Genomic DNA, 15655 nt, shown 5'->3' with positions numbered 1-15655 from the left:
TACAAGCATAAATATGGAATAAAGCATTTAGATAGAGGACAACTTGGGGGTACTTTGTATGGCAGATGATTGGCTGCAATTGTTTCCTGAAAAGGTAAGAGCACTCTTAAAGTGCCTTCCCCTTCCGCTACTTGGAATGGTGGAAGAGATTCGGGTTCGTGAAGGTCGTCCGCTGGAGATTAACTATTCAGGTAAATATCACTTTCTAAGAGCAAATGGCAGCTTGACGCAAAGGCCGGAAGAAGCGTATAGGCCGGATCGAGAGGACAGTCATAGACTGCTAGATCTGATCAGCAACCATTCACTATATACGATGGAAGAAGAGCTGAGGAAGGGATTTATTACGATTCCCGGCGGCCATCGAATAGGACTGGCTGGTCGGACGGTGCTAAGTGGTGGTGGTGTGGAGCATCTACGAGACATTACAAGCTTCAATGTCCGCATAGCCCGTGAGGTTCCCGGTGTCGCGGATAAGGTGCTTCCTTATCTGCTGGACAAGGGGAGGCAGCGAATGCTGCACACCTTGATCCTCTCGCCCCCACAGCATGGGAAGACAACACTTCTTCGCGATATTGCAAGACAAATCTCTCTAGGAGATTTGGGAAAGCGTGAAGGCGGAAGACCCGGCTTGAAGGTAGGGATTGTCGATGAACGTTCTGAGATTGCCGGAAGCAGACGCGGGATTCCCGCCTTTGATGTAGGTCCGCGCACAGATATCCTCGACGGTTGCCCCAAAGCTGAAGGCATGATGATGATGATTCGTTCCTTGTCACCTGATGTATTAATCGCTGATGAGATTGGTCGTCCTGAAGATGCCGATGCAGTCACCGAAGCGCTGCATGCTGGAATATCAGTCGTTGCTTCGGCTCACGGTAAAGAGGTAATAGAACTGGCTCGTAGGCCGGGGCTTGGCGGGCTATTGGAACAAAAGATGTTCGAGAGATACGTCATTCTGCATCGCACAGAAGCGGGACTCACCTTTCGTATTCTGGATGGGCAGAAACGCGGATTGCTTCTTATCTCTCCCGGGGATCGATTAGGTGGTGATTTACATGCTTAAGCTATTCGGTGCCGTGCTGATTGTGCTGGCTGGCACGCTGGCAGGGCTCCAATTTGCAAAGCAATATGCAGACAGGCCAAGACATATTAGAGGCTTAATAGCAGCGCTACAGCGGCTGGAAACAGAAATTATGTACGGCTTTACCCCATTGCCTGAAGCTATGCGGCGTATTGGAATTCAGTCTAAGGAACCACTCAAAACGTTGTTTGTTAAAACAGCTGAGGAGATGAGCCCACCTCATGATCGAAGCGCCCAGGATGCCATACAGAGGGCTATGGAGGCGCATTGGAAGTCTACCGCATTAAAGGGGACAGAAAAAGAGATTCTCCGCCAGCTCAGTTGTACTCTCGGCACAAGCGATAGGTCGAATCAGAGCACTCATATCGCGTTAGCATTGCAGCAATTGAAGCAGGAGGAGTCGGTGGCCAGAGAGGATCAAGGCAAATATGAAAAATTGAGTAAAAGCCTGGGTCTGCTGCTTGGAGCATTGATCGTCATTTTGATCTTTTAGCGAGGTGCCAGGAATGAATATTGAAGTCAATGCGATTTTTCAAATTGCCGGCATTGGCATAATTATCGCCATGATACACACGGTGCTTAAACAGATGGGAAAAGAGGATTTCGCACATTGGGTTACGGTGATCGGGTTCGTCGTCGTGCTGTTTATGGTTATTCGAATGCTGGACGGACTGCTACAGGAAATAAAAACGATCTTTCTTTTTCAATAGGCGTGCTATGGAAATCATTCAAGTTGTTGGAATAGGGCTGATATCGACCATATTGATTCTCGTGCTGAAAGAACAAAAACCGATGTTCGCCTTCCTCCTCGCTACGGCCACAGGGATTCTAATCTTTCTGTTTCTAATCGGCAAGATTGGAATGATTCTTTCCACATTGGAGCGGGTGGCAGAGTCGTCGGGTATGGAAATGATCTATTTAAAGACCGTGTTCAAAATCATCGGAATTTCATATATCGCTGAATTTGGAGCACAGATCGTGCGTGATGCAGGACAGGAATCGATTGCTTCCAAAATAGAGCTTGCCGGAAAAGTACTGATTATGGTACTAGCTGTACCTATTATCAGCATCATTATTGAAACGGTCATGAAGCTGCTACCTGCTTAAAGCAACCCAATAAAGCTAAGCAACGATTAGGGAGGAGAAGTTATGGAAGAGCGCAGTGTTTTTCGTCCTCCAAAGTTAAAAATAATACTGCTGCTGCTCCCATGCTTTTTCATTCTATGGTTTGCAGGTACAGCTCAGGTGGCCATAGCTTCTCCAGCAACTCCAGCACCTGGATCTGGGAACTCCTCCCCAGTAGACCAGTGGGTCAAGGGTCAGGTGAACAATCTGCCCACAGATAAGGTGGAGTCGTACTGGGATCAACTGATGAAGGATTACGGAGGTTTTTTTCCAGACGGGGCAACACCATCACTTATGGACATGCTGCTTCCAGGGGATAAGGGACTCAGCTTGCAGGGTGTATTATCTGGGCTTCTTGGTTTTATGTGGCATGAGGTGCTGTACAACGGAAGGCTGCTGGTCACGATTGTCATGGTCAGTGTGCTCAGCATGATACTGGAGACGCTACAAACCGCTTTTGAGCGAAAAACAGTCAGCAAGGTGGCTTATACGCTCTGTTATATGGTAGTGCTCGTTATTGCCGTGAACAGCTTCAATGTCGCTATAGGTTATGCGAAGGATGCTATCGACCGGATGATTGATTTTATGATGGCCATGATTCCGCTGCTCTTCGCGTTACTAGCTTCCATGGGGAACATCGTCACCGTTTCAGTCACACATCCACTAATTGTTTTTATGATTCATACAGTTGGCACCTTGATCCACACCATTGTCTTTCCACTATTATTCTTCTCGGCGGTGCTGCATCTCGTAAGTGCATTGTCAGAGAAATACAAGCTGACCCAGCTGGCGAATCTGCTAAGAAATATCGGGGCTGGATTGCTAGGCGTACTGCTCACTGTGTTCCTCGGTGTGATTTCAGTCAGGGGAATTACGAGTTCAGTGACAGATGGTGTTACGATTCGGGCCGCTAAATATATTACAGGCAACTTTGTTCCGGTCATCGGAAAAATGTTCGCAGATGCTACAGACACAGTGATCTCAGCTTCACTTCTGGTGAAGAACGCTATTGGGCTATCCGGTGTGATCATCATTTTGTTCCTTTGCGCTTTTCCAGCGATCAAAATCCTGGTGCTTGCTCTGATCTACAATGTAGCTGCTGCTGTAATGCAGCCGTTAGGAGAGACACCGATTGTGGTCTGCCTTCAGACGATCGGAAAAAGCATGGTGTACGTATTCGCTGCTTTGGCAGCTGTATCGTTAATGTTTTTTATGGCTGTCACGATCATGCTAACGGCTGGCAATTTAACCGTCATGATGAGGTGAGCTTGATGGCTATGCTAACAAAACATTTAGGAGGGAAACGATGAGCTGGTTGGGCGATTGGCTACGAGAGATCATACTTGTCGTGCTGCTAGCATCATTCGTTGAATTACTGCTCCCAAGCAAATCCATGGAGCGTTATGCGAGGCTGGTGCTGAGCCTCCTAATCCTACTTACGATGCTTAGCCCGATCGTCTCTCTCCTTAAAGGTGATGCAATAGCCGAGCTGAGTATAGCCATGGGGCGGCAGGAGAAAGAAGGGGGTTTGTTCACAGGAGGGGGAAGTGGAGATCCTTCTTTGGAAAAAATTCTGGCAGATGGTCAAAAGCTTGCACAAGGGCGCCAGGATCAAAGCCTAAAGCTGGCTGCAGAAGAGGTTGCTGAGCAAATGAGGGAGCAGATCATCAGCGAGACCGGCAAACGCGGGGTTAATGTCGCTGTAACGCTTGGCATGGGGAAATCCGGCGGCTCTGGCAACGAAGATATTCCTGTCATCTCTGCAGTGAAGGTCTCAATGTCCCCAGCAACAGCTAATTCCATAGGTGCTTCCGGTACTTCCAGCGCAGCGGCTGCTCCGCCGATTGCAATCGCTCCTGTAGAGCCTGTAGAAGTAAAAATTGGTACGAATCCAGAGAATGGATCGGCATCTGCAGATGAACCCAAAGCAGTGAACGGAAATGTAACAGAAGATAACACCTCTTCAAGTGAAACGGATTCTATCGTAAAGCTGTTGGAACAAAAATGGGATTTGGATCCCAAAGTAATTCAAGTGGATAGCGGCGGTATGAATAACGTCAAGTTATGAGTCTCTAGCTTCTAAACTATCAATTTTAGGAGGGATAGGAGTGGGCAATTGGCTGAAAAAGCTGGAGCAATGGGCTGGGGGCGGGGCTGGCAGTCCGAAGAGAAGCCATACTTTTCGCTGGCTAATCATTCTGGGTCTGCTGGGCGCAGCGATTATGCTGTTTAATTCCTTCGTCAATGTGAAAAAGATTGATAACGAAAATACGGGGCGTGAGCCGCCGCTGAATCAGTCCTCCCAAACGGCGCTGGTGCAGAGTGATCCTGGAGCGACTAACTCGTTCGAGAGCATTGAACAGACACTGGAGAACCGGACGAAGGAGATTTTGGAAAAAATCGTTGGCGTCGGTACCGTCGATATCATGGTCACTGTGGAATCCACGGAAGAAATTGTCGTGGTGCGAAATATGAACGATTCCCAGCAGCTTAGTGAGGAGACGGATGCCAGTGGTGGAAAACGTCACACGACACAATATACGAGGGATGGCGAAATCGTAACCTACTCGCAATCGGGTGATGAAACACCTATTGTGACGAAGCGGATTAAGCCTCAGGTACGCGGCGTACTGGTAGTTGCCAAAGGGGCAGAGAACAAAGTCGTTCGTGGACTTATAGAGCAAGCAATAGAAAAAGGCTTGAATGTCCCAATCCAGCGCATTTCAGTAGTACCACGCAAACAAGAGTAGCAGGAGAAAGTTAAGAAGTGAGTGCTTCCGAAGCAGCCACTAGATTAAATTTTAGGAGGAATAAAGAATGAACGGCAAAAGACAAACAATATGGTTGGTTTCTATGCTCAGTTTGATGGTTGTACTCTCGGCATACTATTTATTTACTGAAGATTCAGGTGCATCGGTTCCAAAAGACACAGCAGGAACTATGCAGGTAGACTCCTTGAAAAAAGACACAGCAAATGCAGCATTACCAACGGTTGGCGACAAAGGTATCGTTGTAAACGAAGTGGTCAATCAAGGAGATGTAGTTGCTGATGAAGGAGTCGTAGATAAAGCTAGCGGCAACACTGCCACTGACGATAGTGCAGCTACCGCAACTACTGATGACAGTGCAACTACTGATGACAGTGCAACTACTGCTGTTAAGGATGATAGCAGTAAAGCTGCAACAGACAGTGGTAACTCAGAAAAAGCTTCGACGGACACTGCTGCGAAAGACTCCAGTAAAACTAAAGATACAGCTGCTAAGGATACAGCTGCTAAGGATACAGCGGCTACAGATACCGCAGCTACTACAACATCCAAAACCCCTGCTAAGAATGATAAAGAAATCCTGGATGAAGTAGCTTCACAAAGTGTATCGGCGAGCAGCATGTTCACTAACTATCTGTATGAACGTGAGCAAAAGAATCTAAAGAGCCAACAAGACTTACTCGCTTTGATTAACGATATGGAGAAGACACCTGCTGATAACGCGGTTGCTCAAGAGCAGCTCCTTAACCTTGAAGAAAAAGAATCTAAAATTACGGGTATCGAAGAACAGCTTCAACAAAAATATGGGGAAGCCATCGTGAAGGAAGAAGCTGGAGACAGCTATAAAGTAGTCGTACTCAGTGACAAGCTGGATGTGAAACAAGCGGTTAGTATCGTTGATCTCGTAATGAAAGAACTGAGTGTGTCTCAGGATAAAGTTAGTGTTCAATACGTTTCTGAGAAATAATAAGACGAAAAATTATAGGGAAAATGACGAAAGAGCTCGGGTTATCCCGGGCTCTTTCCATTTCTAGCGTTTATGATATAATACATAAAGTTATCTTGTCCGCTTAAGAAGTGGCTTTGAGAGAAAGCTGAAGGAGTGAACTGATGTATGTTCAAGTTGAGCGAAATTAAGGAATTAATTAAATTGCTGGACCAGACCTCCTCTGTACATGAGTTGGAGATCGAAAGCGAAGGAATGAAGCTTGCAATTCGTAAACCGGATCGCCCTGAAGCTGATGGAATAGCAGTACAGGCGACTCCTTATAATGCCTATCCCTTTACGCCTGCCCCGCAGCCGCAGAGCGTGCAGCAAGTGTCCTATCCAGTAATCAGTGAGGTTCCTCCAGCGCAGCAGCCACAAGCCGTCGCAGAAGGCAAACTACATAAAATTGTATCTCCAATGGTGGGAACGTTTTATAGTGCTGCTTCTCCGGAAATGCCATCGTTCGTTAATGTTGGAGACCGTGTTGGTGAGAAAACAACGGTATGCATTATCGAAGCGATGAAGCTGATGAATGAGCTGGAAGCGGAAATTAAAGGTGAAATCGTGTCTGTACTAGCCGAGAATGGTCAGCTTGTAGAATACGGTCAACCGCTATTCCTGGTTAAACCGGAATAAATACCGCAGATTACTAATGGAGCGGAAGCTTCGCAAAACTTTGGGAGGAAACGCATGAACATTCAAAAAGTGTTGATTGCCAACCGCGGCGAAATCGCGGTCCGCATTATTAGGGCCTGCCGAGAACTGGGCATTTCCACCGTCGCGGTCTATTCGGAACCTGACCGGGATTCACTGCATGTCCGGTTGGCTGATGAGGCTTACTGCATCGGTCCGATGCCGTCCAAGGACAGCTATCTGAACTTTACAAATATTATGAGTGTAGCCACCTTAACAGAATGTGATGCCATCCATCCTGGTTATGGATTTTTAGCTGAGAATGCAGATTTTGCAGAGATTTGTGAATCTTGCAATATTATCTTCATAGGGCCATCTCCAGATGCAATTAACCGTATGGGCGATAAAGCTGTGGCGAAGGAAACCATGAAGCTGGCTGGAGTTCCGATTATCCCGGGCTCAGATGGCCTTGTAGGTGATGTTGAGGAAGCCGTCATGCTGGGTCGTGATATCGGATACCCGATTATCATTAAGGCTACCGCAGGTGGCGGGGGTAAGGGCATTCGGATTGCTGAGGACGAGGAATCATTGGTGAAGCAGATTACTGCTGCACAACAGGAAGCGCAGAAGGCGTTTGGTAACGCTGGTGTATATTTGGAAAAGTACCTTACAGGTATGAAGCATGTAGAAATTCAAATTATTGCAGATAAGCATGGTAATGTAGTGCATTTAGGTGAACGCGACTGTTCCGTACAGCGTCGCCGTCAAAAGCTGATTGAAGAGGCACCTTGTTCTGTACTTACACCGGATATCCGTGAAGCGATGGGTCATGCTGCAGTTCGCGCAGCACTTGCCGTAAACTATTCGGGAGCGGGGACGCTTGAATTTCTGCTTGGACCGGATGGACAGTTCTACTTCATGGAGATGAATACTCGTATCCAGGTGGAGCATCCGGTAACAGAAATGGTTACGGGTGTGGATTTGATCAAGGAAATGATCTCTGTTGCAGAAGGAAATCCTTTGTCTTTTACACAGGAAGATATCGTAATTAATGGCTGGTCAATTGAATGCCGTATCAACGCGGAAGATCCAGAGCGTAATTTTATGCCTTCACCAGGTAAAATTGGCTTTTATTTGCCGCCTGGAGGTCTCGGTGTTCGTGTAGATAGCGCAGCGTACCCTGGTTATACGATTTCCCCTTTCTATGATTCTATGATTGCAAAGCTGATTGTATGGGCACCCACACGTCAGGAAGCGATTGCAAAGATGAAGCGCGCCTTGGCTGAATTCGCGGTGGAAGGAATCCATACTACGATCCCTTTCCATCAGAAACTGCTGGAGCATCCTGTATTTCTGGATGGTAATTTTGACATCAAGTTTCTGGAAGAGTATGAAATTTAGGACGACTTCGCTTTGTTTGTCATAAAGTTCGTCAAATGATATAGTATGTTTAATAAGAGACGTGCTTTACGCTTGAATTTATGAGAATCTTTGTTGAAAGGTGTGAAGTCTAAAATGAGTACATTGCCGACAGAATACGAACGGACAGAAATCGGTGAGATCCAGATTGCTCCTGAAGTGATCGAGGTGATTGCAGGTTTAGCGACCGTTGAGGTTAAAGGTGTAGCTGGCATGAGCGGTGGTTTCGCCGGCGGTATTGTTGAGCTTCTCGGACGTAAGAACTTGTCCAAAGGAGTTAAAGTAGAGGTTGGACAACGCGAAGCTGCGGTGGATGTTTCTGTAATCATTGAATATGGTAACCGTCTTCCTGAAGTGGCTGCTGAAATTCAGCGTAATGTTAAGCGTTCCATCGAGACTATGACTGGTCTGACTGTTGTGGAAGTGAATGTGCATATTCATGATGTACAATTCAAGAACAACAACACTGTAGACAAGAACGAGGAAGCTGAAACGGTTCTTCGCGTGAAATAACAGTCGTCGTTCTTCCATAAACCCCCGACAGCAAAGTCGAGGGTTTACTCTAATTTAAGGAGGTTATGAGACTCGTGGCAAAAATTTTGGACAGACTTTTGCTGTTTGTCTACAGCTTAAGTATCGGAATATTATCTGTTATTGCCATCCTCCTCTTGAGCGGTGCTATTCCTAAAACTTTGGAGATTGAGAATGGACCAGCAGCTTATATTACTGCAATTGTAGTAGCAGTTGTCTTGTTCCTTCTGAGCATCCGATTTTTCTACATCTCTTTGCGTCGTGATCGCGCTTCTTTACCTTCTGTTGATCAGCGTACAGAGTATGGGGATATCCAGATTTCAGTGGAGACCATTGAGAATCTGAGTCTTAAGGCTGCCGGTAAAGTGAAGGGAATCAGAGATCTCAAATCGCGTATTCGCGTTTCTCAGGCGGGCCTTGAAATTACAATTCGCGCAGTAGTGGACGGTGAGCATTCATTGCCGCTACTAACCACAGAAGTGCAACGTCAGGTGCATGATTTTGTGCAGGAGACAACCGGTATTCCGGTTGCGGATGTGTCTGTATATATTGCTAACCTTACGCAGTCTCCAAGCTTCAAAAGTCGAGTGGAATAGAGGTGAATTTCCCTTATGTCTTGGAAAGAAGTATGGGAAAGTCACGGGGGTAGAATCGCCGGAGTGACTTTCGGCATTGGTCTAGGTTTGATATATTTAATTTGCGGTTTTTGGGATATGTTGTTCTTTGCACTGGTAGTGTTCATCGGATATACGTTCGGCAAAAGAAAGGATAACGCAGAGGCTCCACTGTTTCAGTGGCAAGAGCTGATTGCGCGTCTATCCGGACGCTGGCGTCCCTTCAAGTGAACCGCGATAGTCTTTTTCCCGGAGCAGGAAGCCGTAAGTTTGTGTTGTCCAATGCCCCTGGAAGAAAGGCTTTGCGGTTTTTTTAAATTGTGAAAGTTATCTTTAACGGACATCGGACAATAATCCTCTAAGGATTAGGGATAGAATTCGAAGGATTTGGGCTTAAAATAATTATAGGCGATGTGAATAAAGTCTAAATTATTATTACACTAGTGGTGTGCAGTTATATTTATGGTTGCCCGACGTTATAGAAGGTTGAATAAAGATGTTAATGCGATATAAGATTTTAGGAGGAACACATGAAAAGACGTATAGCGAGAGAGATTATTGTCCAAAGCCTGTATCAGATGGAAATGAACGATGTAGAAAGCGCGGATGCCGTAGAAATGCTGCTGGAGGAAGCTTCAGAGGAAAATGAAACCGATCGTGTAATTACGGACGAAATTCAGCTCAAGCACTATGTGGTGGAGCATGTAAACGGTGTGTGGGAGCACAAGGTTGCTATTGACGATATGCTTGAGCATTACTTGAAGGGCTGGCAAATGAGCCGTCTGTCACGTGTGGATCGTCAGATTTTACGTCTTGCGGCGTATGAAATGGTGTTCGCAAATGATGTTCCGGCTAAGGTTGCTGTGAATGAGGCTATTGATTTGGCTAAGCATTTTGGAACGGATGATTCCGGCAAGTTTGTAAACGGTGTGCTTGGTAAGATGATTCAGGAGATAGATACAATTAAAGCTGACCATTCTTAATTTTTTTATACATTAGTAATAGTAAAGTATATAAAAGGGGAGAGACTATCATGACAGCAGCAATCATCAGTGGTAAACAAGTATCTGAGGAAATTCGTATTGGTATTGCCCAGGAGGTTGCTGAACTGGCGAAACGTGGCGTGAAGCCCGGTCTGGCAGTAATTCTAGTAGGTGAAGATCCAGGATCACAAGTTTATGTTCGCAATAAGGAGAAATCCTGTATCAGCCTTGGTTTCCATTCGGAAGTGCATAAACTGGATGAGTCTACTACTCAAGAAGAATTGCTGGCTCTCGTAGCGCAGCTTAATGGACGCGATGATATTGATGGGATTCTGGTTCAACTTCCGTTGCCTAAGCATATTGAGGAAAAAGCTGTTATTGATGCTATCTCCGTGGAGAAAGACGTTGACGGCTTCCATCCTGTAAATGTAGGTAACCTAGTGATTGGTGCTGACAGTCTGCTTCCTTGTACACCTGCTGGTGTAATTGAACTAATCAAACGTACAGGAACAGGTATGGCTGGTAAACATGCTGTGGTCATTGGCCGCAGTAATATTGTGGGCAAGCCAGTATCTTTGTTACTGCAACGTGAAAATGCTACTGTAACGATGTGCCACTCCCGTACAGCTAATATGCAAGAGATTAGCCGTCAAGCGGATATTCTCGTAGTTGCGATCGGACGCGCCAATTTCATTGACGCTTCGTATGTGAAGCCGGGTGCTGTTGTCATTGATGTGGGTATGAACCGTTTGGATAACGGTAAGCTTGCGGGTGACGTTGATTATGATAGTGCAAAAGAAGTTGCCGGTTACATCACACCTGTTCCGGGTGGGGTTGGACCGATGACTATTACAATGCTGATGAGCAACACGCTGATTGCGGCTAAACGCCGTCACGGCCTGGAATAGGGGTAGGATTCATGGCGGCAGAGCGGCAGGTCTATTCGATAAAAGAACTCAACCGTTACATCCGCATGAAGCTAGACTCGGATAATTTACTTTCGGATGTATGGATTCGCGGAGAGATTTCCAACTTTACACATCACGGTAGCGGTCATATGTATTTCACGCTAAAGGATGAGAGCAGCCGGATCAAGGCGATTATGTTTGCTTCTCATAACCAGCGCCTACCCTTTATCCCGAAGGAAGGTGCTCGGGTAATTGCTAGAGGTAATGTGACTGTATATGAACGGGACGGGCAGTATCAGTTCTATGCCACACATATGCAGCCTGATGGAATTGGTAGTCTATATTTAGCCTATGAGCAGCTGAAGAGTAAGCTTGAGCAAGAGGGGTTGTTTGCAGAAGCGCGTAAACGCCCTTTGCCTCGCTTTCCAAAGTGCATTGGCGTGATTACTTCGCCAACAGGAGCAGCTGTGCGGGATATCGTGATTACACTCCAGCGGCGGTTCCCGCAGGTGGCTATTGTAATCTATCCCGTACTGGTGCAAGGCAAAGGCGCCGCACCTTCGATTGTGAAGGCGATTGGAGCGCTGAACCGTATGGGTGAGGCCGACGTGCTTATTGTCGGCCGCGGTGGCGGTTCGCTCGAGGAGCTGTGGGCGTTCAACGAGGAGGAAGTCGCGCGAGCGATATCGGCATCGAGGATTCCGGTCATCTCGGCCGTTGGCCACGAGACCGACTTCACGATTGCCGATTTCGCCGCCGACCTCCGCGCGGCTACGCCCACAGCGGCCGCGGAGCTGGCCGTGCCACACGCCGGCGAGCTTGCTGCGCAGCTTCGCCAGCAACAGCAGCGGCTGCGCCAAGCGCTGCAAAGACGTGCCCAGCGCGGACGCGAGCGTCACGCGGGGCTGGAACGCTCGCTGGCGCTGGCAGGCCCGCGCCGCTCGCTGATGCAGCACACGCAGCGGCTGGATCAGCTGCGTGAACGGCTCCAGCGCTCTGCGGATGCACGGCTCAGCCGTTCCCGCGAGCGCACAGCTGTGCTGCATCATAGTCTGCAGCGGTTCCATCCGCAGAGCAGTGTTGCTGCTGCACGTCAGCGCACCGAGAGCATTCGCCGTGAGCTGATGGGTGCGATGCAGGCACGCTTGCAGGAGAAGAAATCTCGCTATGTAGCGGAGATTCGTCATCTGGATGCGCTGAGCCCTCTTAAAGTCATGTCGAGAGGCTACAGCCTAGTCTATGACGAAGCAGAAGAGCATTTAATTAAATCGCTGACCGAAGTGCAGCTTGGCGATCTTGTAGTGATAAAGATGAATGACGGACAGCTGAACTGCCAGGTATGGGGAATGAAGGAGGATGGCAAAGACGATGACGAAGGAAGCGGAGCTTGATTTTGAAGGCGCCATGGACCGGCTGGAGGAAATCGTACGTGAGCTTGAACACGGCGACGTTCCCCTGGAGAAGGCCATCGATTTATTTCAGCAAGGCATGAAGTTATCTCAGCTTTGCGGCAGCAAGCTTGAGCAGGTAGAGCGAAAGATCGAAATGATTACCCTAGAGGACGGAGAACTGCGCAAGAAGCCGTTTGGTGCACGTCTGGAAGGGGACGCCGATGACTCGATTTGATCATGATCTTGAGAGAAGCACCGCAGGAGAATCACAACGGCAGCCACTGGAGGATTACATTGCGTCTATTGGTGACGTAGTCTCACATGAATTAGAGGCTATTCTTCCTACGCAATGGAAAGTTCCGGAGAATTTACAGAAAGCGATGATGTATTCACTAATGGCTGGGGGTAAACGCCTCCGGCCACTGCTGGTGATTGCCGCTTGTGAAGCACTCGGAGGAAGTAGAGAGGCTGCCTTGCCTGTCGCTGCTGCTATTGAGATGGTACATACCTACTCGTTGATTCATGATGACTTGCCTGCCATGGATAATGATGATTATCGGCGCGGGAAGCTGACGAATCATAAAGTCTTTGGGGAAGCGACAGCAATTCTTGCTGGCGATGCGCTTCTGACCCATGCTTTTTATAGTGTAGTACAAGCCTCGCGTAAATTTGGCATTCCCGCTGAAAGTGCATTATCCATTGTAGAGGATTTGGCGGAAATGGCAGGTCCACGCGGTATGGTCGGGGGGCAAATTGCAGATATGGAAGGCGAGCAGGGTCTAACCGATCATGCACAGCTGAAATACATTCATCTGCATAAGACAGGAGATTTGATTATCTTTTCTTTGCTAGCCGGCGGTCGTATTGCAGGTGCTAACGAGCAACAGCTTGAGGCATTGCATGAATTTGGAACAGCCGTTGGACTCGCTTTTCAGATCCAGGATGACATTCTAGATCTGGTTGGTGACGAAGGTAAACTTGGCAAAAAAACAGGCAGTGATATCAAGCAGCATAAGGTAACCTATCCTTATTTTGTTGGCCTCGAAGCCTCGCGCGAAGAAGTGAAGCAGCTTACAGAAACAGCCCGTAATGCTGTGCTGAACGGCGGCTTTCATGACAAACAGCGCCTGCTGGAAATTGCAGATTATTTAATGGCGCGTGATCACTAATTAAGAACTTTCGAAACGGCTGTATTTCGACAGCCGTTTCGTTTGTGTTATAATGGGTTTTATATAATTTACAACATCTAGGAAAGCGGGGAACTATACGTGCTGCTTCCACAAATAAATGATCCACAACAATTGAAATCACTGTCCATCGATGAATTAACTACCCTTGCGGAGGAAATCCGTCGATTTCTGATTGAGAAGCTTACAGCAACCGGTGGGCACCTTGGATCCAATCTTGGAGTCGTGGAGCTCACTTTGGCTTTACATTATTGCTATAACAGTCCTAAGGACAAAATGATCTATGACGTTGGTCACCAAGCCTATGTCCACAAGATACTAACCGGTCGTCAAGACCGCTTCGACACCCTGCGTAAATATCAGGGCTTGTGCGGCTTCGTTAAGCGCTCTGAAAGCGAGCATGATGTATGGGAAGCTGGACACAGCAGCACCTCATTATCGGCAGCAATGGGGATGGCGATGGCCCGCGATCTCAAGGGTGAAGACAACAAAGTAATTGCCGTAATTGGTGACGGGGCTCTTACTGGTGGTATGGCGTTTGAAGCACTTAACCATATTGGTCATGAGAAGCGTAAGCTGATGGTTATTTTGAACGATAATGAAATGTCCATAGCTCCTAACGTAGGGGCAATGCACAATTACTTAAGCAAAATTCGTTCAGATCGCCACTATTTGCGTGCCAAAGACGAGGTTGAAGGACTGCTTAAGAAGATCCCTGCCATTGGAGGTCGTTTAGCCAAGACCGCTGAACAGTTAAAGAACAGTCTTAAATATATGATGGTACCTGGCGTATTGTTTGAAGAGCTCGGCTTTACGTATCTCGGTCCGGTGGATGGGCATGATCTGGAGAAAATGATCGACACCTTCCATCAAGCAGATAACGTGGCAGGACCTGTGCTTGTGCATGTACTGACGACTAAAGGCAAAGGCTACAAACCGGCTGAGACCGATTTCTATAAATCACATGCTATTTCTCCGTACAAAATTGAGTCTGGTCAGGCACTCAAAGCTGTAGGTCCTCCAATGTATACCGAAGTATTTGGCAGTACGCTAATTGAATTGGGCCGGGAAGATTCACGCCTCATTGCTGTTACGCCTGCGATGCCAGGAGGCTCGGGCCTATTCCCTTTTGCTAAGGAATTTCCGGACCGTATGATTGATGTCGGGATTGCAGAGCAGCATGCGGCTACGCTGTGTGCAGCTTTGGCTATGGAAGGGATGAAGCCGGTATATGCGGTGTATTCTACCTTCATGCAGCGTGCCTATGATCAGATCGTCCATGATATTTGCCGTCATAACGCGAATGTTATGTTCGCCATTGATCGCGCTGGGTTTGTGGGTGCGGATGGTGAGACTCATCAGGGTGTGTACGATGTTGCTTTTATGCGCCATATTCCGAATATGGTCATGATGATGCCAAAAGACGAAAATGAGCTGCGTCATATGATGAAGACGGCGCTTGAATATAATGACGGCCCGATTGCATACCGCTATCCGCGTATTAACGGAACAGGTGTGGCAATGGATGCTGAGCTGCATACCATTCCAATCGGATCTTGGGAACGGCTGCGTACCGGCGAAGGTTATGCTGTTGTGGCTTGCGGCCCTATGGTTCAAGTGGCTGAAGAAGCCGCTGATTTGCTGAAGCGGGAAGGGATTCAGGTGGGCGTCGTGAATGCGCGTTTCCTGAAGCCGCTCGATAACTCTATGCTGCTTGATTTGGCTCACGCTGGAACCAATTTGGTTGTTATGGAAGAGGCTAGCCAAGCGGGAAGTCTCGGTAGTGCGGTATTGGAATTCTATGCAGAGAATGAAATTTATGACGCTCGTGTACATCTGATGGGTGTACCTGATATCTTTGTGGAGCATGGCTCCATTAAAGAACAACGCCAGGAAACGGGCCTTACTGTAGAAGCGCTATGTGCACGAATCAAGTCGATGATGGCTTTAAGTGCTTATAATTACAAAACAACTTCGTCTTCCTAAGTGGAAGCCGGAAATTAGTAACCCTTTGAACGATCGGGAGATGA

19 protein-coding genes are annotated in these 15655 nt (G+C 47.5%); all 19 read left to right on the top strand.

Annotated elements, in window-relative coordinates; genetic code table 11:
- The first annotated feature begins 58 nt into the window (after positions 1-58).
- The 19 genes from spoIIIAA to dxs all read left to right on the top strand — a co-directional run bounded on the left by spoIIIAA (position 59) and on the right by dxs (position 15611).
- A complete protein-coding gene (gene spoIIIAA, locus QNH28_RS21240; RefSeq protein ID WP_283908425.1) occupies positions 59-1060 on the top strand; it encodes a stage III sporulation protein AA in 1002 nt (333 codons plus the stop codon).
- Positions 1053-1571 (top strand): stage III sporulation protein SpoIIIAB, encoded by a 519-nt coding sequence (spoIIIAB, locus tag QNH28_RS21235; protein WP_060622567.1) that lies wholly within the window; start codon positions 1053-1055, stop codon positions 1569-1571. Before spoIIIAA ends, spoIIIAB begins: the two co-directional genes overlap by 8 nt.
- 13 nt (positions 1572-1584) lie before the next feature.
- On the top strand, positions 1585-1788 hold the full coding sequence (spoIIIAC, locus tag QNH28_RS21230; protein WP_036682849.1) for a stage III sporulation protein AC: 204 nt from the start codon (positions 1585-1587) through the stop codon (positions 1786-1788).
- 7 nt (positions 1789-1795) lie between these two features.
- Positions 1796-2185 (top strand): stage III sporulation protein AD, encoded by a 390-nt coding sequence (gene spoIIIAD, locus QNH28_RS21225; protein ID WP_042129828.1) that lies wholly within the window; start codon positions 1796-1798, stop codon positions 2183-2185.
- A 42-nt stretch (positions 2186-2227) separates the two neighbouring features.
- Positions 2228-3469: a stage III sporulation protein AE gene (spoIIIAE, locus tag QNH28_RS21220; protein ID WP_283908424.1), complete on the top strand. Its 1242-nt coding sequence runs from the start codon at positions 2228-2230 to the stop codon at positions 3467-3469.
- A gap of 40 nt (positions 3470-3509) precedes the next feature.
- Entirely contained in the window at positions 3510-4271 is a 762-nt protein-coding gene (gene spoIIIAF, locus QNH28_RS21215) for a stage III sporulation protein AF (RefSeq protein ID WP_283908423.1), read from the top strand.
- Between the two features lie 40 nt (positions 4272-4311).
- Positions 4312-4953 carry a stage III sporulation protein AG gene (gene spoIIIAG / locus QNH28_RS21210; protein ID WP_042190462.1) on the top strand — a complete coding sequence of 214 codons (642 nt, stop codon included), beginning with the start codon at positions 4312-4314 and terminating at the stop codon, positions 4951-4953.
- Positions 4954-5020: 67 nt separating this feature from the next.
- Entirely contained in the window at positions 5021-5938 is a 918-nt protein-coding gene (locus QNH28_RS21205; RefSeq protein WP_283908422.1) for a SpoIIIAH-like family protein, read from the top strand.
- Between the two features lie 147 nt (positions 5939-6085).
- Entirely contained in the window at positions 6086-6595 is a 510-nt protein-coding gene (gene accB / locus QNH28_RS21200; protein WP_283908421.1) for an acetyl-CoA carboxylase biotin carboxyl carrier protein, read from the top strand.
- A 54-nt stretch (positions 6596-6649) separates the two neighbouring features.
- Entirely contained in the window at positions 6650-7993 is a 1344-nt protein-coding gene (gene accC / locus QNH28_RS21195) for an acetyl-CoA carboxylase biotin carboxylase subunit (protein WP_283908420.1), read from the top strand.
- A 114-nt stretch (positions 7994-8107) separates the two neighbouring features.
- The gene (locus QNH28_RS21190) at positions 8108-8524 is read left to right on the top strand and encodes an Asp23/Gls24 family envelope stress response protein (protein ID WP_042132343.1); all 417 of its coding nucleotides are present in this window, start codon (positions 8108-8110) and stop codon (positions 8522-8524) included.
- A 74-nt stretch (positions 8525-8598) separates the two neighbouring features.
- Positions 8599-9138 carry an alkaline shock response membrane anchor protein AmaP gene (amaP, locus tag QNH28_RS21185; RefSeq protein ID WP_042129814.1) on the top strand — a complete coding sequence of 180 codons (540 nt, stop codon included), beginning with the start codon at positions 8599-8601 and terminating at the stop codon, positions 9136-9138.
- 15 nt (positions 9139-9153) lie between these two features.
- The gene (locus QNH28_RS21180; protein WP_094878590.1) at positions 9154-9387 is read left to right on the top strand and encodes a DUF2273 domain-containing protein; all 234 of its coding nucleotides are present in this window, start codon (positions 9154-9156) and stop codon (positions 9385-9387) included.
- A 299-nt stretch (positions 9388-9686) separates the two neighbouring features.
- The gene (nusB, locus tag QNH28_RS21175) at positions 9687-10139 is read left to right on the top strand and encodes a transcription antitermination factor NusB (protein WP_283908419.1); all 453 of its coding nucleotides are present in this window, start codon (positions 9687-9689) and stop codon (positions 10137-10139) included.
- Between the two features lie 50 nt (positions 10140-10189).
- Positions 10190-11047 carry a bifunctional methylenetetrahydrofolate dehydrogenase/methenyltetrahydrofolate cyclohydrolase FolD gene (gene folD, locus QNH28_RS21170; RefSeq protein ID WP_042129810.1) on the top strand — a complete coding sequence of 286 codons (858 nt, stop codon included), beginning with the start codon at positions 10190-10192 and terminating at the stop codon, positions 11045-11047.
- A gap of 11 nt (positions 11048-11058) precedes the next feature.
- Positions 11059-12438, top strand: coding sequence for an exodeoxyribonuclease VII large subunit (gene xseA / locus QNH28_RS21165; protein WP_283908418.1), 1380 nt, complete (start codon positions 11059-11061; stop codon positions 12436-12438).
- A complete protein-coding gene (gene xseB, locus QNH28_RS21160; protein WP_283908417.1) occupies positions 12416-12673 on the top strand; it encodes an exodeoxyribonuclease VII small subunit in 258 nt (85 codons plus the stop codon). The genes xseA and xseB overlap by 23 nt, the downstream gene beginning before the upstream one ends.
- On the top strand, positions 12660-13607 hold the full coding sequence (locus QNH28_RS21155) for a polyprenyl synthetase family protein (RefSeq protein ID WP_283908416.1): 948 nt from the start codon (positions 12660-12662) through the stop codon (positions 13605-13607). Before xseB ends, QNH28_RS21155 begins: the two co-directional genes overlap by 14 nt.
- Before the next feature lie 99 nt (positions 13608-13706).
- Positions 13707-15611: a 1-deoxy-D-xylulose-5-phosphate synthase gene (gene dxs / locus QNH28_RS21150; RefSeq protein ID WP_283908415.1), complete on the top strand. Its 1905-nt coding sequence runs from the start codon at positions 13707-13709 to the stop codon at positions 15609-15611.
- Positions 15612-15655 lie beyond the last annotated feature (44 nt).

This window comes from Paenibacillus sp. G2S3 (assembly GCF_030123105.1).
In the GTDB taxonomy this organism is placed as follows: Bacteria; Bacillota; Bacilli; order Paenibacillales; family Paenibacillaceae; genus Paenibacillus_AQ.
Note: the sequence above shows the minus strand (reverse complement) of the source record. Positions and strands in the feature narration are given on the sequence as shown.

Bases quoted from the DNA above. Each gene is read 5' to 3' on its own strand.
- spoIIIAF (WP_283908423.1), top strand. From the start codon at position 3,510: ATGAGCTGGTTGGGCGATTGGCTACGAGAGATCATACTTGTCGTGCTG.
- xseB (WP_283908417.1), top strand. From the start codon at position 12,416: ATGACGAAGGAAGCGGAGCTTGATTTTGAAGGCGCCATGGACCGGCTG.
- QNH28_RS21205 (WP_283908422.1), top strand. From the start codon at position 5,021: ATGAACGGCAAAAGACAAACAATATGGTTGGTTTCTATGCTCAGTTTG.
- QNH28_RS21155 (WP_283908416.1), top strand. From the start codon at position 12,660: ATGACTCGATTTGATCATGATCTTGAGAGAAGCACCGCAGGAGAATCA.
- xseA (WP_283908418.1), top strand. From the start codon at position 11,059: ATGGCGGCAGAGCGGCAGGTCTATTCGATAAAAGAACTCAACCGTTAC.
- nusB (WP_283908419.1), top strand. From the start codon at position 9,687: ATGAAAAGACGTATAGCGAGAGAGATTATTGTCCAAAGCCTGTATCAG.
- spoIIIAD (WP_042129828.1), top strand. From the start codon at position 1,796: ATGGAAATCATTCAAGTTGTTGGAATAGGGCTGATATCGACCATATTG.
- accC (WP_283908420.1), top strand. From the start codon at position 6,650: ATGAACATTCAAAAAGTGTTGATTGCCAACCGCGGCGAAATCGCGGTC.
- QNH28_RS21190 (WP_042132343.1), top strand. From the start codon at position 8,108: ATGAGTACATTGCCGACAGAATACGAACGGACAGAAATCGGTGAGATC.
- spoIIIAA (WP_283908425.1), top strand. From the start codon at position 59: ATGGCAGATGATTGGCTGCAATTGTTTCCTGAAAAGGTAAGAGCACTC.
- folD (WP_042129810.1), top strand. From the start codon at position 10,190: ATGACAGCAGCAATCATCAGTGGTAAACAAGTATCTGAGGAAATTCGT.
- spoIIIAE (WP_283908424.1), top strand. From the start codon at position 2,228: ATGGAAGAGCGCAGTGTTTTTCGTCCTCCAAAGTTAAAAATAATACTG.
- accB (WP_283908421.1), top strand. From the start codon at position 6,086: ATGTTCAAGTTGAGCGAAATTAAGGAATTAATTAAATTGCTGGACCAG.
- spoIIIAC (WP_036682849.1), top strand. From the start codon at position 1,585: ATGAATATTGAAGTCAATGCGATTTTTCAAATTGCCGGCATTGGCATA.
- spoIIIAB (WP_060622567.1), top strand. From the start codon at position 1,053: ATGCTTAAGCTATTCGGTGCCGTGCTGATTGTGCTGGCTGGCACGCTG.
- QNH28_RS21180 (WP_094878590.1), top strand. From the start codon at position 9,154: ATGTCTTGGAAAGAAGTATGGGAAAGTCACGGGGGTAGAATCGCCGGA.